General features: G+C 44.3%; 18 protein-coding genes and 2 tRNA genes. 2 read left to right on the forward strand and 18 right to left on the reverse strand.

Annotated elements, in window-relative coordinates; genetic code table 11:
• The first annotated feature begins 8 nt into the window (after positions 1-8).
• Together BM257_RS03980 and BM257_RS03985 are read left to right on the forward strand one after the other, a co-directional pair.
• Entirely contained in the window at positions 9-2,333 is a 2,325-nt protein-coding gene (locus BM257_RS03980; RefSeq protein WP_092068581.1) for a glycoside hydrolase family 31 protein, read from the forward strand.
• Positions 2,334-2,466: 133 nt separating this feature from the next.
• On the forward strand, positions 2,467-3,480 hold the full coding sequence (locus BM257_RS03985) for an aspartate-semialdehyde dehydrogenase (RefSeq protein ID WP_092068584.1): 1,014 nt from the start codon (positions 2,467-2,469) through the stop codon (positions 3,478-3,480).
• Between the two features lie 382 nt (positions 3,481-3,862).
• On the opposite strand, the gene BM257_RS03990 is transcribed toward BM257_RS03985, so the two are convergent.
• The 18 genes from BM257_RS03990 to BM257_RS04065 form a co-directional block, all read right to left on the reverse strand.
• On the reverse strand, positions 3,863-4,234 hold the full coding sequence (locus tag BM257_RS03990) for a hypothetical protein (RefSeq protein ID WP_092068587.1): 372 nt from the start codon (positions 4,232-4,234) through the stop codon (positions 3,863-3,865).
• A gap of 100 nt (positions 4,235-4,334) precedes the next feature.
• Positions 4,335-4,538 (reverse strand): hypothetical protein, encoded by a 204-nt coding sequence (locus BM257_RS14515; RefSeq protein WP_143096737.1) that lies wholly within the window; start codon positions 4,536-4,538, stop codon positions 4,335-4,337.
• Between the two features lie 21 nt (positions 4,539-4,559).
• Complete coding sequence (locus BM257_RS03995) at positions 4,560-5,234, reverse strand: hypothetical protein (protein ID WP_092068590.1); 675 nt, start codon at positions 5,232-5,234, stop codon at positions 4,560-4,562.
• 472 nt (positions 5,235-5,706) lie between these two features.
• On the reverse strand, positions 5,707-6,360 hold the full coding sequence (locus BM257_RS04000; protein WP_092068593.1) for a recombinase family protein: 654 nt from the start codon (positions 6,358-6,360) through the stop codon (positions 5,707-5,709).
• Between the two features lie 557 nt (positions 6,361-6,917).
• Complete coding sequence (locus BM257_RS04005; protein ID WP_092068596.1) at positions 6,918-8,138, reverse strand: DUF6371 domain-containing protein; 1,221 nt, start codon at positions 8,136-8,138, stop codon at positions 6,918-6,920.
• Between the two features lie 138 nt (positions 8,139-8,276).
• The gene (locus BM257_RS04010) at positions 8,277-9,524 is read right to left on the reverse strand and encodes an AAA family ATPase (protein ID WP_092068599.1); all 1,248 of its coding nucleotides are present in this window, start codon (positions 9,522-9,524) and stop codon (positions 8,277-8,279) included.
• A gap of 3 nt (positions 9,525-9,527) precedes the next feature.
• On the reverse strand, positions 9,528-9,818 hold the full coding sequence (locus BM257_RS04015; RefSeq protein WP_092068602.1) for a helix-turn-helix domain-containing protein: 291 nt from the start codon (positions 9,816-9,818) through the stop codon (positions 9,528-9,530).
• Complete coding sequence (locus tag BM257_RS04020) at positions 9,811-10,125, reverse strand: helix-turn-helix domain-containing protein (RefSeq protein WP_092068605.1); 315 nt, start codon at positions 10,123-10,125, stop codon at positions 9,811-9,813. Before BM257_RS04020 ends, BM257_RS04015 begins: the two co-directional genes overlap by 8 nt.
• A 269-nt stretch (positions 10,126-10,394) precedes the next feature.
• The gene (locus tag BM257_RS14720) at positions 10,395-10,568 is read right to left on the reverse strand and encodes a hypothetical protein (protein WP_177216010.1); all 174 of its coding nucleotides are present in this window, start codon (positions 10,566-10,568) and stop codon (positions 10,395-10,397) included.
• A gap of 46 nt (positions 10,569-10,614) precedes the next feature.
• The gene (locus tag BM257_RS04025; RefSeq protein ID WP_092068608.1) at positions 10,615-10,836 is read right to left on the reverse strand and encodes a hypothetical protein; all 222 of its coding nucleotides are present in this window, start codon (positions 10,834-10,836) and stop codon (positions 10,615-10,617) included.
• A gap of 199 nt (positions 10,837-11,035) precedes the next feature.
• Positions 11,036-12,571 (reverse strand): phage integrase SAM-like domain-containing protein, encoded by a 1,536-nt coding sequence (locus BM257_RS04030; RefSeq protein WP_092068611.1) that lies wholly within the window; start codon positions 12,569-12,571, stop codon positions 11,036-11,038.
• A gap of 163 nt (positions 12,572-12,734) precedes the next feature.
• A tRNA-Val gene (locus BM257_RS04035) sits at positions 12,735-12,808 on the reverse strand.
• Positions 12,809-12,816: 8 nt separating this feature from the next.
• A tRNA-Leu gene (locus tag BM257_RS04040) sits at positions 12,817-12,898 on the reverse strand.
• Between the two features lie 129 nt (positions 12,899-13,027).
• Positions 13,028-14,053: a S41 family peptidase gene (locus BM257_RS04045; RefSeq protein WP_092068614.1), complete on the reverse strand. Its 1,026-nt coding sequence runs from the start codon at positions 14,051-14,053 to the stop codon at positions 13,028-13,030.
• Entirely contained in the window at positions 14,050-14,868 is an 819-nt protein-coding gene (locus tag BM257_RS04050; protein WP_255405519.1) for a DUF3316 domain-containing protein, read from the reverse strand. The genes BM257_RS04045 and BM257_RS04050 overlap by 4 nt, the downstream gene beginning before the upstream one ends.
• Complete coding sequence (locus BM257_RS04055; RefSeq protein WP_092068617.1) at positions 14,852-17,557, reverse strand: DNA gyrase/topoisomerase IV subunit A; 2,706 nt, start codon at positions 17,555-17,557, stop codon at positions 14,852-14,854. The genes BM257_RS04050 and BM257_RS04055 overlap by 17 nt, the downstream gene beginning before the upstream one ends.
• A 54-nt stretch (positions 17,558-17,611) precedes the next feature.
• Entirely contained in the window at positions 17,612-19,663 is a 2,052-nt protein-coding gene (locus tag BM257_RS04060; RefSeq protein ID WP_143096738.1) for a SpoIIE family protein phosphatase, read from the reverse strand.
• Positions 19,664-19,903, reverse strand: a complete 240-nt coding sequence (locus tag BM257_RS04065; RefSeq protein WP_092068620.1) for a GlsB/YeaQ/YmgE family stress response membrane protein — start codon at positions 19,901-19,903, stop codon at positions 19,664-19,666.
• Positions 19,904-19,975 lie beyond the last annotated feature (72 nt).

The following is a 19,975-nucleotide window of genomic DNA, read 5'->3' on the forward strand; positions in this document are numbered from 1 at the left end:
TAATCAAGATGTTCACTGTGTGCTGTGGTCTTATGATGACCACTCCTTGTATGGCACAGGATGTGAATATAGAGTTTTATACTCCCAATATAGTACATGTTGTCAAGGGTAAACCTACCAAGACGCTGGTTATCACGGCAAAGCCCGAAAACGTAAAGACAGTGCGGAAAGGTAACACGTGGATGAGTAGTGAACTGACAGTCAAACAGGATGTCAATGGTAGCCTGACTTTTTTGACGGCAGCAGGGAAGGTGTTACTTCGTGAAAAGAATGGTGATGTGATGAAAGCTCGTCAGACATTCCTGCTTGATAAGGATGAGCCCATCTATGGACTTGGAACGATACAGAATGGTAAGATGAATCGCCGGGGTGAGCATAAACGGATGGAACAGTCGAACTTAGAGGATTTCCAGAATGTATTGCAATCTGTTAAGGGATGGGGCATATACTGGGATAATTACTCACCTACGCAGTTTGATGACGATGTGGATGGGATGACATTCGCCTCAGAGGTTGGTGAGGGCATTGACTATTATTTCATGTATGGTGGTTCTGCTGACGGCGTGATAGCCCTGATGCGTCATCTGACGGGTGACGTACCAATGTTTCCTTTATGGACTTACGGTTTCTGGCAGTCCAAGGAACGTTATAAGACTGCTGCAGAGACGGAGAGTGTCGTTGATAGATATCGTGAGTTGCAAGTTCCCTTGGATGGTATTATCCAAGACTGGCAGTATTGGGGTAGTAATTACCTATGGAATGCGATGGATTTCCTGTCGGAAGATTTTACTGATGGTCCTCAGATGATTAAGAATGTCCATGCGAAGCATGCGCATTTCATGATTAGTATATGGGCAAGTTTCGGACCTCAGACACAGCAATTCCGGGAACTCAGTGAGAAAGGACTGCTATTACCGATTGAGACATGGCCTCAGAGTGGACTGTCACATATATGGCCGCCTCGGATGGACTATCCGTCGGGTGTGAAGGTGTATGACGCTTTCAGTCCTGTCGCACGTGCTATTTATTGGAAATATCTGAAGACACTGTACAACTATGGTACGGATGCCTGGTGGATGGACTCTACCGATCCAGATTTCTTCAATCCCCGTGAGTCGGATTATGAGCATAAGGTTACTGGTGGTACCTGGCGCTCTCTACGTAACGCTTTCCCCTTGGAGACGGTGCGTGGCATTTATCAGTCACAACGCAAGGATTACCCGAACTCCTCGAAACGTGTGTTTATCATGACACGCTCATCGTATGCTGGTCAACAGCATTATGGCTCCAATATGTGGAGCGGTGATGTCGCCTCGTCGTGGGACATGCTACGAAAGCAAGTACCGGCAGGACTTAGTTTCTCCCTGACAGGTAATCCCAATTTCAATACAGATATCGGAGGCTTCTTCTGTAATGCCTATAACACCAAGGGTCCAGGCTCCGCACCTCAGAATCCCCAGTATCAGGAATTGTATGTGCGTTGGATGCAGTATGGGCTCTTTGCGCCAGTATTTCGTAGTCATGGTGCTGATGCACCTCGTGAGATATGGCAATTCGGCAAGAAAGGTGAACCCGTTTATGACGCCATAGAGAAAATGATTCGTCTGCGTTATCGACTGATACCTTATTTGTATAGTACGGCTTGGCAGGTGACATCTCAAAACGGGAGTTATATGCGTCCTTTGTTCAGTGATTTCGTTGATGACAAGAAGGTATGGGAAATGACTGATGAGCTGATGTTTGGACAGAGCATCCTTGCGACTCCGATAGTCAATCCATTGTATACAGAGGAACAGATTATCAAGGAAGACGCAATGACGGGCTGGGACAGGAATAATGTAAAAATGAAAGAAATTAAAAATGAAGATGTGGATTGGTCGCAGACCAAGACCGTCACGAAATACTTGCCACAAGGTACTGATTGGTATGACTTCTGGACGAATGAACGTAGGAAGGGAGGTCAGTTCGTTGCTATACAGACAACGCTCGACCGTGTCCCGATGTTCGTGCGAACAGGTAGTATCCTGCCTCTTGGTCCAGAGATGCAGTATGTCGGTGAGAAATCTTGGGACAGTCTTGAGCTGCGTGTCTATCCTGGTTCTGACGGCTCTTTTGTGTTGTATGAGGATGAGGGTGATAGCTACAATTATGAGAAAGGTGTTTACAGCACGATTACCTTCCAGTGGAACGATAAGATGAGGACACTGACTATTGGTGCCCGTCAAGGTTCCTATCCCGGCATGCTCCAGAAACGCCAGTTCATCATTGTCCTTCCAGACGGTCAGCACCAGACAATTAGTTATGAGGGAAAGGAGCTGCAGGTGAATTTATAGTCTGATAAGCCGGATATAATACGGATGTTATCACTTTATAACAATGCGGTTTTTCTTGTCTATTTTTGGTTATATCAAAAATATGTTGTACCTTCGCAGCCAAATTTAGTATAATAGGAAAAGAATTAGACTTATGAAAGTAGCAATTGTAGGCGCCTCAGGTGCTGTGGGTCAGGAGTTCTTGAGAATCCTCGACCAGAGAAATTTCCCAATGGATGAACTGGTGTTGTTCGGTTCAGAGCGTAGTGCTGGCAGGAAATATACTTTCCGTGGTAAGGAACTGACAGTGAAACTGCTCCAGCATAACGATGATTTCAAGGATATTGATATAGCTTTTACCTCTGCAGGTGCTGGCACGTCTAAGGAATTTGCGGAGACGATTACAAAATATGGCTGTGTGATGATCGACAACAGCTCGGCTTTCCGTATGGATGATGATGTACCCTTGGTGGTACCAGAGTGTAATGCGGAAGATGCCTTGAAGCGTCTTCGTGGTATCATTGCCAACCCCAACTGTACGACGATCATGATGGTGGTGGTATTGCAGCCTTTGGAGCAATTGAGTCATATTAAGCGTATCCACGTGTCTTCCTATCAGAGTGCCTCTGGTGCTGGTGCTGCTGCGATGGCAGAGCTGCAACAGCAGTATAAGGAGATGGTAGAAGACGGTGAGGTGAAGACCATTAAGAAATTCCCGCATCAGCTTGCCTATAACGTGATTCCTCAAATTGATGTATTCCAGCCTAACGGCTATACGAAGGAGGAAATGAAGATGTATAACGAGACACAGAAGATCATGCATACTGATGCGAAATGCTCTGCGATGTGTGTACGTGTCAGTTCGTTGCGTTCTCACTCTGAGAGTGTATGGATAGAGACAGAACGTCCTCTCAGTGTTGAAGAGGCACAGAAGGCGATAGCCGCTGCTCCTGGTTGTACACTTGTTGACGATCCTGCTAACCTTGTTTATCCGATGCCTTTGGAGACAGCAGGTAAGGATGATGTCTATGTGGGTCGAGTCCGCAAGGACCTCTCTGATGAGAATGGTCTGACCTTTTGGCTCTCTGGTGACCAGATTCGTAAGGGTGCTGCCTTGAATGCAGTTCAGATCGGAGAGTACTTAATCAAAGTAGGTAATGTAAAATAAGCATATTGCTTGTACATATAAAAAGGAGCAACCTCTAAGGCTGCTTCTTTTTTGTGTCGACACTTGGATTCGGTCTCTGTTATTTAATCTTAAAAAATTTATTTTAATCTCTAAACCCTTGTAAATAAAGGCTTTTTCGCAGTTTTGCTTATTTTGAAGATTTCCCAAAATTAATCAAAATTACGCTTTTGTGTGGTAAAAATGCAGTAAAAGTGTGGTAAAAATGCAGTAAGAAAAAACCGCCCTATCCTCACGGACAATGGCGGCCAGCAAAATTCAAAATAAAAGTTGAGTTGTTGATTTTCGGTATATGTCAATTTTTAAATGTAATTCGGAATCTGTCTCGATAGAGCCGCCCCCAACATGCGCGTGCGCGAAGGCATCAATCGTCATCGTCAAGTAGTCTCGGCCTGCCGACTTTCTTGCACAACTTATCCGAAAGAAAATAGATTTTTTTGGATTCATCTTCATCTTGGCTCGCAAGAATGAATTTGTGCCTAATTGCCATTGCGAAAGCCCACGCAGATAGTTGCTCCCGATACTTCTGCACAAAGTTCTTAAACATAGTATGCTCAAAAAAATACAATAGGTCTAACTCAGAATGCGATGTGTTCCTGGCAAACGTGTTCCCGCAAATATCGGCAAATTTAGCATAATAGTGCTGCATAGCCCGCTTAACGTCAGCCTCGGTGAAACTAATCATCATCGAAACTTCCTCTGCATTTTTATGTATATTTTGTTTTCTCAAAATCATATTTTTTTTGTTTGAAAGGGGTAGTGAAATGGTATTCCTCCATCCACACCCCCATAGTTAAGGACAAAACAAAATTAGGCGGGACTTTCCCGCTTTAGTGCTATACAAAGCTCTGCTCTAACTGCTCACGGTATTGTTCCTCCTTGGCTTCATTCTGTTTGCGCCTCTCTAAGTAGGCTTTAACGTCAAAGTTGTCGGACTCAGTTTTGGCATTTGCCTTTTGTACTAGGCTGTTGAACATAGCCTTCTCTTCAATAGAAAGAGTCTCAATCATGGACTCTTCAAATATAATCAATTTTCCCATAATATGAAATAGTTTTTGTGGTTATAAATACTTTTTCTCGCTTTCTCTCTGATTTGCCAACATCTGTTGCATATATGGCTTAGAATCAAATCGGTGGTCGCGCTTGATCTCATTTGTTGCCCATGCTTCAATAAAGTGGTTCTTGTCAAAGTGCAACAAAACATCTAGTGGAAGTTTCTTAACGTCCTGTCCGGCTTCCCATGCCCGCAAATCCATGATTGCGTTAAGAATGCTTTTAATCTTCTGCCAATGCTCAGCGGCTTCTGCTGGTACTTGGAAGGTTGCACGTTCCTTTGCAAGTGCTGTAATGTCTCGATAGAAGAACGTTCCTAACTCTTCATCAAACACAAATTGCTCATGCGGGATTCCAGCAATGAAGGATTGAATCCGTTGGACGTGCGGTAGCATACGATGGTAGAGTTTGCCCCAATGCCCCTTTTGAGAGTTCCGTTGCTCGATGGTTAAGAACTTAACATCATCAACTGCCTTTTTGCCATCTTCGTAGATGGCTTGCAGCCATTCTTCCGTACAAAGTTGCGGTTGCGGAATCGTACCAAGGTTTTCCTCCTCTTTGATTGCCTTGTAACTTTCTTGCGCTGCTCGCAATTCCTCGCGCAATAGGCTATCAATCCTTTTACGCTCACTTTCAAGAACAATGCTCGTTGGCATCTTTTCTAGATTCTCAGTTTCTGTCATATCTCAATGTTTTTGTGTTGTGGCTGCAAAGGAAGTAATAACATTTTACACCACCAAATTTTTTTCGTTTTTTGGTTGTTAAATCGAAAACTTTTCCAATTCTTTTGCTTTCTTGGTTCTTATGATATTACCATTTGCATCTACTATCTACTCCAGTTCTTCCCTGGTATGTGCCTTTTGTGTGCGGTAGTGGCAATAGTCTAAATGGTCTCGGAATTGCGTAAAAATGAAAAATTTCAAAAAATCTCGACGAAAGGTCAGTAGGGCTCCCCAAAGTTGTTAAGGGGGGGGTGTACCCCATCAATACGAGAATAACCATTGTGGATTCAATAGGCAAATAGATAGTACGCTGTATATTGCCTAATTCTGTGCGTATCTATGCCCAATAGGGCAAATATCCATGTCGGATGCAATAACAATAAATCCCCATCCATGAAGGATAGGGATTCGTTACGCTGTTTGGCTTTGGTTATTATGCGGCTTTCAACATCTTTGAAATTGCCTGTACCGTACTAGGATTGACTTCATAACGCTCTGCCAATGCTCTAACTGAATAAAGGCTACCTTTTGCGCCATTGGCTTTGTCTCGGAGGTCTTTAACCAATTGCGGGTACTTGGTTTCGTAATCTTCTATTGTTACTCTGTAACCCTCCTTACGTCCAACTTTGCCGCCTTTGGCTCGGTAATTGTCGTAACCTGACTTCATGCGAAAACGGATGGATTCACGCTCTATCTGTGCGCACGTTGAAAGTGTAGCAATCATAATCATCAAAAATGGGTGCTCGTTGCCATCAGCATTAAATAGAGATAACTGCTCTTTCTGAAAATAGACATTGATTTTATTTTCCTTGCAATAAATAACAGACTTCAATACTTCATCAATGTTACGACCCAAACGGCTTAACTCACTGCAAAGGATGGTGCAACCGTTGGCGGTGGCATAATCAATAGCCTCCAGTAATGCGGCTCTTTCCTCATTCTTCTTTGCACCTGATATTTTCTCAGTGAAGATGTTTTCAACCTCATATCCGTTGCCGTTGGCATAGTTCTGAAGGTCTGTAACTTGTCGGTCGGTGTCCTGTACCAACGTTGAAACTCTAGCGTAGATAATTGCTTTCTTACTCATAATTAGGAATCTTAAATGTTTGTATTGCAAAGGTAGCGAATATCTTTCAAAGTGCTGTCAAGAATTAAGAAAACTTTGTGTGTATTGTATGGAAATAACCTTTTAAATTACAATCACACAAATACAGTCTCTAATTTTGCTATCTCCACGTAGCAAATAAGATTAAAACCACACACACATTAAAACCACACAAAAGACATGATGCAATATTTGGCGGTCTCGGGAATAATGCCTACCTTTGCATCAACTTTCCAATACTCACATATTGGGGAGTCTTAAATGTTTAAGAGCCTGCCACCTGTGAAGGTCGTAGGCTCTATTAAATTGTATGCTGTAGTAGTGGTGTGTATCAGATTCCACATTGCAAAGTGGGAACTTTCATTAAACCCTTCAGAATGGTGTCTAATTGGCTCCTGAATCCGTCTTATCAATAGCCCAACAATCCCAATCCCCTTCGGTGAATGTCTCTTTAACTCGGCAATATCCAACCCATCGTTCTTCTTTAGCGTAGAATGTCCGACAAATCATATTTTCACACTCCTTGCACCTCATAAGCCTTACGAATAAAGTTTGTGTTTTGATACGCAAGTTTCTTTTGCCTTACGCTTTCGTCCATGGGTGGCAAAATAGAACTCACTATCTGGTATTACTTTAGCATCTTCCACTATCTGCAAATCAAAGACTTCAACCAACAGTCTAACGGTTGCATTTGTCTTGATCATGTCGGCTAATATCTGCTCTTGCTCAGTCATTACCTCGCTTATTCGCTGAGGCTCTGTTTCAAGCTCCTTGCATAACCAATCAGCAATGTCTATCTTTTTTATACGTTCTGCATTGGTGGCATTTAGTTCTAAGATGTCAGACACGACACAACGACAATAAGTTAATTCTGTTGCTTTCTCTTTCCAATAGTTGTAAGTCTCGCCTGTGGTGTCGGTGTCAGGGAAAAGTATTACCTTTCTCCCTGCCAAAACATTCATCTTATCGGCATTGATTCCGTATTTACCGCCAGTTGCTAACCAAACATACTTGGGAAATACTGCGGACGCAATAACAGCCGTTTTCTCAGACTCAACCATTGCAACTACCTTACCCGGGTACTTCTTCAGAAGATGTTCACCGAATAAGCATTGTTGGAGGTTAAACTCTCCATCTATCAACCCTTGCTTTTTCAGCAAAGAATGAATCCAGTTGGTTGCTCCGCTGTTATGGGTTCTGTGTCCTGTCTCCGAATCGTAGGACATAATTTTACCCGTTCTGATTCTTTTTTCAACATCTACTTGCCAAAAGATAACATCACGGCTCTTTGTTGCGCCTAAATAGTAATCTGCTGCAACTCTTTCGATGGTCTTGATGTCGAACAATCCGCAAAGGAACTCGACGAATTTACTACGATAAGAGAAACACTTGATAAGATATTCCTTTGGGATATAACTTGGCGGTGTCGGTGGTGGTGTCGGCTTCAGTAGTCGGATATCGGGCACATTATCGCCATTTACCTTAAATCGGCTTATGTCAATTCCAACGTTCTTTGCCATTTGTAAGAAGGTGGCAATCCCTATCTTTGTGTTGGTTCTGGTAGCATATCGAAATTGGTAGTCAGAATCCTTATAGTTGTAGAGTGGTGAAAGGCTGCTGATAGCATGAAAGATTTCTTTGCCTGCATCACCAAGGTTACTTAGAGCCATGGAGCCCTTAAACCAATCATCTTCATTGCCAAACAGATTTATCCCACGCTCTGTTATCTCGTTTGCTATCGCTTTGAAATTGTACGTCATAGTGTAGAATTTTAATTTTACCCTAAATGATATATATTCCTTGCAAGGGTAAAAGGGTAAAAAGAGTGTATATTTATATATAAATATATACACACTAATTTTACCCCTTATTTACCAAGGGGAATTTTACCCCTTATTTTACCCCAATTTTACCCCGTCCTTTTCAGGGTCTTTAAGTACCCATTTTCCATCAGAATTATTTTCTATATAACCTTTCTTCTTAGCACTTCTGAATCTTTGTATTGCAGCATTATCTTTTACACCTTCTTTGGCAAATAAATCTATTATTTCTTTATAACTCAAAGATTCATTGTCGGCAAACATTTTTTGCCATTGCTTTGCTATTTTATCCGTCCTACAGTCCTTTTTCTTCTCAACTTTAACGGTTGAAACGTCGGACACACAAATACTACCATCATCGGCAAATTTAAACAAAACTTGTGGCGCAAGTGCTGTGTCATTGCTTTTGTCATGTGTAATACTATGATTGCCGCTGTTTTTATTAAAGTCTGTTTTGAATATCGTTGTTGCTATTCGGGTAAGTTCAGTACCCATTGCATACCGAAAATTATCATCATTCTTATTGGTATGTAGCATAGCGAATACAGACGTGCCTTTTTCCACTATCCGTTGTAATAGTTCAATCACTGGTGCGCAATTGTCGTTTGCATCGTCTGTTAGGTCATAGATGCCATCTATAACAACACAATCGTAATTATCCATAGCAAACAGACAATCAATAAATGCTATTCGGTCTGCTAACCTTTCCCCTCGCATTTGGTGAAAGATTACACCATGTTTTTCAAGAGGATTGTTATCAACCATGTTTGCAATACGTCTAAATATTGTCATCTTCTGTTTGCAACTATAATCTCCCTTTTCGGTGTCAATCCACAAGACTTTTTTACAAGGTGTAAGACAACGTATCCCTGCAAAAGAAGTCTTACCTAACAAAACTCCTACAAAGATTGCAAGAGTAGTGGATTTCCCAGTACCTGGTTTCCCTCCTATGCCAATTATTTCGCCACTGGGTACACAATCCACCCCAAGGATATTGAAACGGAATTTGGGACTTGTAATTGATTTGTCAAGATCGTTAAACGCTCCCTTATCCAAGAACTTTATGAAACGCTCAAACATCTTTGGGTCGCTATATCCAAGCGATTCAAATATAATTCTCACGTCTTTGTCCCTATCATTCTTAACAGACATTTCTTCAAGAATCTTGTTTTTATCTTTAAGTTCTCTCCCAAGCATGGAAATTTTACTTTCACTTTGGGGATTTACATTAGAATCCTTTGCCGATTCGGGAATAGTTTGTACCTTTGCATCGTCTGTAAGAACATCGGTGGTGGTTTCGGCTGCTGCCGTTTTTCTTTCTTCCATAAGCTAAGCCTCCTCCATAAATCTTTTTACCTCACTTTCGGCATAAGTTACACGTCTGCCTACAGTTGTGGCTTTTATCTCGCCATCCTTTGTTTTCTTCCATAACGTAGGTTTGGAGATACCAATCAATTGACATACTTCATCACGCGAAAGATAACGCTCTGGTCGTGCTTTCTGCCGTTCCTCTTCAATTGTTCTGCGTACTTCATCACGAATCACATCACGTAGCCAATTCTCTACAATGGGTAGAGCCTCAGCACATAGACTGCTAAGAATAGTATTTGTGTTATTCATGGCTCATTCCGTTTAAAAGGTTATCGATGTCACCACGTGCGTACAGAATCTTATAACCTATTTTGCGAGGCTTAAGGATCCCTGCTTTTGTGTATCGCCATACGGTTGTACGACCCACCTTGAGGTATTGGCAGACCTCAACGATGCTTAAATACTCGCCATCTGGAATTGGTGAACCATACAGTTTTTTCTCTAGTTCATTTACCAACTCCGTTAGTTCCTCACCTGATAAGCCTTTAATGGCTTCGATTGCTTTTGCTAAGTTTCCACTAGCATTAGCCAACTGCTGTTTGGTTTTTGTTCTCATATACTTCTGTGTTTAAAAATATCGCTCCGCAAATATACAACCTAATTAATAGGATGCACGCAAAATTAATGGTAATCTGTGAAACATCAAGGAAAAAAATGCAAGAAAAAGGGATTTCGCCGCAACATTTCCAATTTAAAGAAAAAATATTGATGCTGAATATTGTTTTTTCATGGTGTATCTATCTTTGTCTATAAGCAAAAAAAAGGATGCAACGAATAGTTACACCCCTTTGAAGATTTAAGCCAGTAGAAAGCCGTTTCTGTGGCTCATTCATCGTCTTTCCTATTGAATATAGAATCATCGGGAACAACAACGGTTAAGCCTTGCCCCTTTGTCTCATATAGTCGTTTGCGCCAGTATTCACGCTTAATTCGCTTTTGTTCATCTACCTTCCGTTGCTCCTCTTTCTGTTGCTCTAATACCTCAGTTCGCTTTTTCAAAGTATCAAGGTATCTTTGACAGCCTTTAATTGTTCCTGATCAATCTTCATTCCTGAATGTCTTTATCTACGGGGTCGTAATCTTTCCCATCATTAAAAGTAGTGGAATATTCTTCCAAAAACATATTAAGAGTACTCAAGCAGATTTTGAGATTTTCGGCTTGACCTTCAGTCAGTTTGCTTGCACATTCGGCTGCATACACATCGGAAAACGCATCTGCAACAGACGCTTTTAACGAATACCATTCACTTTCATTCATTTTAGTCATAATGCTTTAATTTTAAAAGTTCGACAATAATGTTATTTTACTCGCTTTTTTACTTTGTAAATACTGCACTTTGTTCTAACTGCAAACGCTTTTAAAGTCCTTTGTTTATGAAGGTTTTAACGTCTCTCATTGTGCTTAACGTATTATTTTATAGACTACTCAAAAGGGTTTTTTCGCTTGTTTAAGTAAAAACAAATTTTTAAGCCTCCTTCTTCATTTTGATTTCCTTTGCTTTCTTGAATTTATTAAAGATGTCTGTTGCTCTCTCTGTCTTTTTGACCTTCATATACTTTTCATAAGACTTGATTGTGCTGTGACCTGATACACTCATTATCTCTCGGTCTGAGAACAACCCGGACTTGTGCAATGATGTTATCATGCTTCTGCGAGTTGTGTGACAACTCACCAACTCCCAACGTTGCCGTATCACTCGCCCCTGGTAGTCTCTTTTATAGAGAAAATCTCCGCTATCATGTTCGATTGCATATTCCCTTAGTCGTTTGTAACGTTTGGATTCTTCACCGTGAAGTTTCTCGCCAGCCTCTACCCTTTTCTTAGTCTCTATAAACCATTGCTCTTTTTCACGTTCCTTTGCAGCTAGTAACGTAACCTCCCATTGGTTAAGTGTTGGGACAGATTCAGCCAACATCTTACAAGCCGCCTTTATGCCTCGATTGATTGCGTCACGCTTTAACGGTGGGAAATGGTAGTTGTATTTCTCGCAAAGTTCAAATACCCTATCATCCAATATAGGTACTTCTAACTCTGTTTGGGTCTTTTGCTGACGTAGCCGTATAACTGGAGTACCATCTTCATTTATGGCAAAGTTATCTCTTGTAAAGTTGCTGTAGTCTGAAACTCGCTGTGCAGAGAAATACCCTAATATCCATAAGTCGCGACATTGTTCAATATGCCCTGTTAGATTCAATTCGTAAAGTGCATCTATCTCTCCATCCGACAAAACGATTTCAGCACGCTTTTCATCATCCTTCTGCTCATGGGACTTCCAAACTCTAAGACTTGTTCCGTTACGGTTCTTTCCATCTTCTGCGGCAATGTTACAAAGTTTGCGGAAATGGTTCGTCTGTTGGCTGATTGTAGCCTTCATCAACTCTTTGCGCTCTAAGTAGGTTATGAAGGCTGTTGCCGTTGTACGGTCTATGTCCTCGAATGTCATAGTTAAATTGTGGCGATATTCGAGAAAGCCTTGTAAATGTATGCCGAATGTAGTCCACGCGCTAATTGATGATGGTGTGTAACGCTTCTGCTCACCATGCCTGATACTGCCATCCTTAATACCATTTAGAAAGAACTCGAAATAGTTCCAGATCTGATACAACCGATTCTTTTCTTCATCTGCCTTTGCCTTGACTGCATCCAGTTCACGTTGCCTTACCTCTTCCTCGGCTTTATCGGAATCTAATCGCACAACTGATTTGATTCTGTCACACAACAGATCCTTACTTCCCTTATTTACCGTTTTAATGCCATCAAAGAAATTTTTGATTACACCATCAACAATGTCCGTCAATGTCTGCACTTTCTTTCCTTCCTCTGTAGAAAGATACTTTGCAAGATACTTCGCGCCTGATTGAGCCTTAGTCCATTCCACAACATCGACTTTGATTTCCGTATTTACATACCATTGCCTGACTCCCAAGGCCGGGCGGTTAATCCTCACATAAAGAGTTGCTGTCCCACTCTTCTTTGTAGTTTGTAGAAAGAAATTAGCCATACTATTTGAATTTTGCTGTTATAAATCTGTTGCAAAGATAGATGTTTATTTTCAGACTACCAAATAGCAAAAACACAAAAATGCAGTAAAAATGCAGTAACTCGCTTAACCTCAAAATAGGCAGAAAAAGAAAAGTGGCTGAAAATCAACCACTTACGCTTTGTGTCGACACTTGGATTCGAACCAAGGACCCCCACCATGTCAAGGTGATACTCTAACCAGCTGAGCTATGCCGACTTTTTCTGTGCGCCTGACAGGACTCGAACCTGCACGTCGTGAAACACTAGATCCTAAGTCTAGCGCGTCTACCAATTCCGCCACAGGCGCTTGCAATTTGACGCAGTCTATTGTTTGCGGGTGCAAAGGTACGAAAAATTCGATTAAGTGAGAACAAAAAAGTGAACTTTTTAGGTCGAGCGTGAGAATTTTATCTAATAAGTGAGCAAAAACCCCCATTTATTCCGCTAAAAGTTTCCTTGCCGTCTCGATAATCGTATCAATTCCTTTCATCGTATCCTCATCAGTCAGTTGTACGTTATAGTCCGGGTCAATGCCAAACTCCGTTTGCTGCTTGTCTTTGTCGTACATCGGACAGGCAGAGAAACGGACACTCCATCCGTTAGGCAGACTGCTACTCATAGGCATGCCAGAGCCTCCTCCTGTATGGTCGCCTACAATCTTGACGTTAGGCAGTGCTTGCATCATGGATGTAAACTCGTTGGCGGCACTGAATACGGAGCGGTTGGTCAGTACACATACAGGTTTATGCCAACGGATATTACTTGACGGCTCCAGATATTGAGGTTCCATACCACTGAAGTCCTGATGACCTTTTCCTGTCTTGTGTTGCATGTAACCTACCAGGGTCTTTTCTTGAACGAAACGGGCAGCAAGTTTCTCAGCGTTCGTCAAGTCGCCTCCCCCATTGTTACGGATATCAATGATGATACCTTGGCAAAGGGCGAAGTAGGCGAGGACATCGTCCAGGTTACCCTCACCAATCGGATTCGTGAAAGACTCATAGCGGATATATCCTATATTGTCGTCCAAGACCTTATATTGTAGTCCACTTGATATCTTATAGTCCGTCCCTAAGTATTTGCGCTCCAATGAATCACTATAGTTCTTGGGGTAGGCTTCCTGCCAAGTCCAATAGCGGCCATAGTCATAACTGGATGAGAGATTGACATGTCCGTCCCGTAGTTCTGCAAGCATATCACACAACACTTCAAAGAGTTGAGTCTCTGTCATGTGGTCGTTCACGCGTACCTTATATTTATGATACACCTCCAGCCAGTCGAGTCCATACTCATGTTGCTTATAGTCGAAGAAACAATAGTGCTCATCGATAATATGCCATAGTGCCTCGAAGTTGCCTGCTGGTGTATCCGTTCTTTGCTCCTCATCAACGCAGGAGGAAAACACTACAGGTACTATTAATACTATAGTGACTATAGTAACTATATTAATGATCTTCTTCATAAGCGATGCGGGATGAGTGAGAAACGACGTGTGAAGCCTATCAGGAAACGATGTGTATAGACATGTTGTTTCAGCTGATTGACTTTGTATTGCTGATAGTTGCCGAGGTAACCGATGCGCAGTGTCCACTTGCCTGTGAGGTTGGCATCAAGGGTGAGCATCTGGCGCCATTCCGGAGCTGTTACAAAAGTCGTGAATACCACGTTATGGTCGTAGTTGCCGCGATTGAATATCTCATAGTATGACTGTCCGTAGTTGGGTGAGAACATCACGCCAGCCAAAGGTAGGTTCAGTTCATAGCGTACCATCATCGGCTTATGGAAGAGCGTGAACTTGTAGGAGGCAATACCAGTAGGCATGATATTCAGATGGAAACGAGCCTGAGCTGGATTGTTGGAGTTAGAGGTGTTATAAATGAATCCCAGTGTGGCATTTCCCAGGGCACCAGCCTGTAATGTCAACCGATGGTCGAATAAGCTCCAGTTATAGAACTTTCCCCAATAGAAATTATAGGCACCCTCTAGTTCTTTTCTGGAATTCGCACGATCATGGACATAGGAAAGGTTTGCCTCATGCTCCATCAGTGTGCTCCATCTGCGTTGTGGTCTCTTTCGTTCTACTGTGGCAACGAAACTGATACCCACCCCTTTGAAATGCTCTGCGGAAAGATAGGTGTCCAGGATATTCGTGCCTCCTACACCTATCATACGACTGCTGGTAATAATCTTTGCCGAGTCACTCTGGGCACTAAGGGGTAGGTGCACGAGGGTAAGCAGGGTGAGCAGGCAGAATAGAGGTTTACTGATAGTCATCATCGGAGAATAGGTTTTGCTGTCCAGTCAGTTCATCTAATACCTGTTGCTGGCTCTTGCCGGCATCAGGGTCGAGGTTTTCTTCCTCTTCCTCAACAGGATCGACAGGTTCGGTAGGTTCTGTGGGGAAGCGCAGAGGCTCCAGTTCCACGATACTTTCCGTCTGGTTAGTGGTGAGTCTCTTACCTTTAGCCTTATAGCCTTTGACGGCAATAAACTGTTCTACGTCAATCTCCTCGCTGCCCCGGAACTCATCAGCTCCTCCATAGGTGACCAGGATACGTGGGTAAACTTGGTCAGTCAACAGTAGCTGTTGCGAGTTAGGATTCTCGCCCAGGTAGTTCTGTTTTTTCTTCGAGGCTTCCATCAGGAAACGCTTGACATATGGGTAGCCTTGGTTGTCGGCATCATAGAGGACACAGCTCCATACCTTTTCCGCCTCGTATTTCTCCAGGAGGGCAATGTTATCCTCAAAATGGACGTTGACATCGAAACCGGAGAGGTAGTAGTCACCATTTTTGAGAATGACGAGGATGGCATCTCCATCGTTGAACTCTCCCAGCAGTCGTCCGTGCTCGTCGTAGTTGAGACGGTTGACATCGGGGTCGTACCACACCTTGCGTCCACCCAGTGTGGAGTGTCCGTGACTCTTGAGTCCGATGCGGTGTATCTGGTATTTCGTAAGGATGACGCCTTTGGCGCTGCGTCCTTTGATGCCAACCTCCGAGAAGTCCTTGTCGAAGAAAATCTTCTTGAGTTTGGGAGCCGGGTCAAGCGTCACTTTAATCACCTCCGCCTCACCATTTGGATTGGCAGTGAAATAGACCACCTTCGACCCAGGTGTACCGTTGGTGATGTCATACTCACGGTCACGGGTAATCGATGGTACGTTGAAGCGCTTGATATAGTAGATGCCCTTCTTTCCGTCACGATAGACGGCGTTATAGATGGTGCGCTGGTCGTTTTTCTTGAAGACACCCAGCCATAGCACGTTCTTACCCACAAACAGCTTGTCGGCAACACGTACCACCTTCATCTTACCGTCTTTGTAGAAGATGATGATATCGTCAATATCGGAGCAGTTACATACGAACTCGTCTTTCTTCAGTCCTGTCCCGATGAAACCGTCCGAGCGGTTGATGTAGAGTTTCTGGTTTGCCTCTACGACCTTCGTTGCCACGATGGTGTCGAAGTTACGAATCTCCGTCAGGCGTGGATGGTCCTTGCCGTATTTGTCCTTGAGGAATTGGAACCAGTCGGCGGTCACTTCCACGAGGTTGGCGAGGTCGTGGTCTATCTCGTCAATCTCCGCTTTGATGCGAGCCATCAACTCATCCGCCTTGTCTTTGTTGAACTTCAGGATGCGTTGCATCTTGATTTCCAACAGCTTGAGGATGTCGTCCTTGGTGACCTCACGTACCATCTGTGGATAGTAAGGTGTCAGTCGCTCGTCGATATGCTCGCAGACAGCATCGATAGTCGGTGCTTGTTCGAATTTCTTATCTTTATAGATACGCTCCTCGATGAATATCTTCTCGAGGGAGTAGAAATGCAGTTGCTCCAACAATTCCCCCTTGCGGATCTCCAACTCTTGTCTGATGAGGTCTTTCGTCCGGTCCACAGAGTGGCGCAGCACATCAGATATGGTGAGGAACTGTGGTTTGTTATCCTCGATGACACAACAGTTGGGTGAGATGTTGATCTCACAGTCGGAGAAGGCATAGAGGGCATCTAGTGTCTTATCAGAGGAGACACCAGGAGCCAGTTGTACTTGTATCTCCACCTTCGCCGCTGTCAGATCCTCCACATGGCGTGCCTTGATTTTTCCCTTCTCTATCGCCTTGAGGATAGAGTCAATCAGCGTCTCTGTCGTCTTGGAGAAAGGAATCTCACGGATGACGAGTGTCTTCGGGTCGAGTTTTTCAATTTTGGCACGTACTTTCAGTACGCCACCTCGCTGTCCGTCATTGTATTTCGAGACATCGATGGAACCACCTGTGGGGAAGTCGGGGAAGAGCTGGAAAGGCTCGTTGTGTAAGTAGGCGATTGCCGCGTCGCAGATTTCCACGAAGTTATGGGGCAGAACTTTCGTCGACAAGCCTACAGCGATACCCTCGGCACCCTGAGCAAGCAGCAATGGGAACTTCACAGGCAGGGTGATAGGTTCCTTGTTCCTGCCGTCATACGACATCTGCCATTCTGTGGTCTTGGGATTGAAGACGGTGTCGAGGGCGAATTTCGACAGGCGTGCCTCGATATATCGGGGAGCAGCCGCTTTGTTGCCTGTCAGGATATTACCCCAGTTACCCTGTGTGTCCACCAGCAGCTCTTTCTGTCCCAGCTGTACCAGAGCGTCACCGATGGAGGCATCGCCATGCGGATGAAACTGCATGGTATGTCCCACGATATTCGCTACTTTGTTGAACCTGCCGTCATCCATACGTTTCATGGAGTGCAGGATACGTCGCTGTACGGGTTTCAGTCCGTCCTCGATATGTGGAACGGCACGGTCGAGGATGGTATAAGAGGCATAGTCCAGAAACCAGTTCTGGTACATGCCACTCAGATGGTGTACGGCGGCAGCGTCGAAGCGGTTGACTGGTTGATAGTCAGAGTGAGCTTCGGAGTTCTCGGAAAATTCGGAGACCTCTGAGCTCTCTGAGTCTTTGATGTCTTTAATCTCGTCGTCCATGAATGTTTATATCTTGATAAGTGTATTTATTTGTTCCAAGTAGCTTTCCCCTTGTCAGTTTACACGCAGGCAGAGCATTGTAAGGTCATCGTTGGGAAGGGCACCGTTACGATGTCTCTCTACCTCTCTTTCCATCACTTCAATGACCTGTTGTGCTGTCTCATAACGTGTCTTATGCAGAATCTCCAGCAGTTGCTCGTCGCCAAACTGCTGTTGTTCTTTGTTCTCTGCCTCGTTTAGTCCATCAGAATAGACAAACAGGGGATGATCTTTGACAGACTCCAGCTCTTGTCCGACAAACTGCAAGTCGGGCCACAGGCCAATGGGCGCGTTTGACTCTACATCCATAAACCGTCCACCTAAATCCCCGTCTCCCATTACAGGTGGGTTATGTCCGGCATTACAAAAGAAGAGGTGTCCTGTATTCATATCAACCAGACCGATGAAAAGAGTGACGAACATACCCATCTCATTATCCTCGGTCAGCTCATTGTTCATTTCCGTAGCAATCTGCTCTGGTTTCATTCGCTGGGCAGAGAGGGTGCGGAACATCCTTGCCACCTGAGCCATGAAGAGCGAGGCGGGGACCCCCTTTCCACTAACATCTCCCACACAGAAATAGAGTAAGTCCTCGACGACCAGATAGGAATAGAGGTCACCTCCCACCTCCTTGGCAGGTTTCATCATAGCATAGAGGTCGAGCCCCTGGTGCTTGGGGAAGACATGAGGAACCATCGACATCTGGATATCTCTGGCAATTCGCAGCTCACTCTCAATCCTTTCCTTCTGGGTTGTCGTCTCCTCCAATTGGTCATACGCGCTTTGCAGCTTGTCGTTAGCAACGGCAAGTCGGTGCTCAGCCTTACGACGGTAGGCGGAGTATAGGATGAAAAAGACCACGAACAACACCAGTACACCGGCTGTCCCGATGAATCGCTGTTGTTGGATTCTTGCCTGATGAAGAGCGATCTCAGCCTCCTTCTGTTCCGTTTCGTAGACAGCGGCAAGTTCTGCCGTCGTATTACTCTTGTTCTGTTCTATCGCTTTGTCAAGGGCGTCAGCCAACTGGATGGAGAATCTGGAAACAGAATCCTTACGATCCGCCCCCACGTTAGCCCTCAGCTTAGGAATCAAGAAGAGCTGGATAGTCTCCAGCGAGAGGTCGAGTCCCCAATCGTCTATCACATGGTCGAGGTCCCTGAAATTATCGGCAGCCTCACTATAGCGTCCAGCAGCCAGCAGGTAGTCGTTGGCAGTCAGTCGTCCGTCAGCAGAGCGTCCGAACTCGGTGTCTTTCACACTCTCGTAGATTTGTGCCGCCTTCTTCGTGTCTCCGAGTCCTTGCAGGGCGATAGCCTCCAGCAGTTGCAGTCTGATGCGGAAATCAAAGGCGCTAATGGTGTCGGCATGAGGCTTGCGCTCATAGAGTCCTATCATGTCACGAGTCCGTTGCAGCCAAGGGAGCACCATATTATATTTCTTGGCGTTGCAATAGTCAATGACGGTATTGACCATTGCGTCGATAGACTGTCTGGAGTCTATGCCTTTCTCGTCCTTCTCGCAAACCTGCATATTGAGGTCGTAAGCATGCTCGTAATACTTCTCGGCTTCCTCGTCGTGTCCTAAGTTGAGCTGACAAGCTCCGATGGTGTTGTAAAGGGCTCCAAGGGCACGGATGTTCTGCTCCTTATTCTGCTCCATCCGTTTCACGGTCTCGATGGCGACCTTCAAAGCGGCTTCATAGTCACCTTTGGCAACTTGTCGAGAGGTGAGGTTGATGGCAACAGTGTTTTGGAGGGAACGTTGCTGGTCATTCTTGGGTTCGGCATCTACCACTTTCTGATAATAGATCTCCGAACGGCGTCTCTGTCCCATCCGGTTATAGACCCATCCCCTTGCCTGGTTGACCCTGATGTCGCTCAGCAGTCCTGTGGGCTCCAGACTGTCCACCAAAGCCAGCATACGCTCAAGGTCTCCTTCTTTCTGAGCGGCATTTACCAGGCTGTCGGCATAGTTCTTCTTCTCTACTTTCCGCTTCGCGTCGTCGCATGAAGTGATGGTAAGTAGAGTAAGGAGCGTCAGCAAAAATGCGATTCTTATTCTCATTTATTTCTTGATGAGTGATGCTACCCATAGGATGGCGACAGCACCGATGATGGCAGTACCGAGTTGTCCTAAGATACCACCCCAGGTGATGCCCAGCTGGTCGAAAAGCCAACCGCCTACCAGACCGCCAAAGAGTCCCAGAACGATGTTCATAATCAGTCCGAAGCCTCCGCCTTTCATCAACTTACCTGCGCAGAATCCTGCCAGGCATCCTAAAATAAGTGATCCAATCAGTCCCATAATAATATTACGTTTTGGTTAATTCCTATAAAAGCCCCTGTTCTAAGGGCTGTTGCAAAGTTAGTAATTATT

Origin of the sequence: Prevotella sp. tf2-5 (genome assembly GCF_900115435.1) — a bacterium.
GTDB lineage: Bacteria > Bacteroidota > Bacteroidia > Bacteroidales > Bacteroidaceae > Prevotella.

Bases quoted from the DNA above. Each gene is read 5' to 3' on its own strand.
- BM257_RS03990 (WP_092068587.1), bottom strand. From the start codon at position 4,234: ATGATTTTGAGAAAACAAAATATACATAAAAATGCAGAGGAAGTTTCG.
- BM257_RS04000 (WP_092068593.1), bottom strand. From the start codon at position 6,360: ATGAGTAAGAAAGCAATTATCTACGCTAGAGTTTCAACGTTGGTACAG.
- BM257_RS03995 (WP_092068590.1), bottom strand. From the start codon at position 5,234: ATGACAGAAACTGAGAATCTAGAAAAGATGCCAACGAGCATTGTTCTT.
- BM257_RS04045 (WP_092068614.1), bottom strand. From the start codon at position 14,053: ATGAAGAAGATCATTAATATAGTTACTATAGTCACTATAGTATTAATA.
- BM257_RS14515 (WP_143096737.1), bottom strand. From the start codon at position 4,538: ATGGGAAAATTGATTATATTTGAAGAGTCCATGATTGAGACTCTTTCT.
- BM257_RS04055 (WP_092068617.1), bottom strand. From the start codon at position 17,557: ATGGACGACGAGATTAAAGACATCAAAGACTCAGAGAGCTCAGAGGTC.
- BM257_RS04050 (WP_255405519.1), bottom strand. From the start codon at position 14,868: ATGATGACTATCAGTAAACCTCTATTCTGCCTGCTCACCCTGCTTACC.
- BM257_RS03980 (WP_092068581.1), top strand. From the start codon at position 9: ATGTTCACTGTGTGCTGTGGTCTTATGATGACCACTCCTTGTATGGCA.
- BM257_RS04060 (WP_143096738.1), bottom strand. From the start codon at position 19,663: ATGAGAATAAGAATCGCATTTTTGCTGACGCTCCTTACTCTACTTACC.
- BM257_RS04015 (WP_092068602.1), bottom strand. From the start codon at position 9,818: ATGAATAACACAAATACTATTCTTAGCAGTCTATGTGCTGAGGCTCTA.
- BM257_RS03985 (WP_092068584.1), top strand. From the start codon at position 2,467: ATGAAAGTAGCAATTGTAGGCGCCTCAGGTGCTGTGGGTCAGGAGTTC.
- BM257_RS04065 (WP_092068620.1), bottom strand. From the start codon at position 19,903: ATGGGACTGATTGGATCACTTATTTTAGGATGCCTGGCAGGATTCTGC.
- BM257_RS04025 (WP_092068608.1), bottom strand. From the start codon at position 10,836: ATGACTAAAATGAATGAAAGTGAATGGTATTCGTTAAAAGCGTCTGTT.
- BM257_RS04010 (WP_092068599.1), bottom strand. From the start codon at position 9,524: ATGGAAGAAAGAAAAACGGCAGCAGCCGAAACCACCACCGATGTTCTT.
- BM257_RS04005 (WP_092068596.1), bottom strand. From the start codon at position 8,138: ATGACGTACAATTTCAAAGCGATAGCAAACGAGATAACAGAGCGTGGG.
- BM257_RS04030 (WP_092068611.1), bottom strand. From the start codon at position 12,571: ATGGCTAATTTCTTTCTACAAACTACAAAGAAGAGTGGGACAGCAACT.
- BM257_RS04020 (WP_092068605.1), bottom strand. From the start codon at position 10,125: ATGAGAACAAAAACCAAACAGCAGTTGGCTAATGCTAGTGGAAACTTA.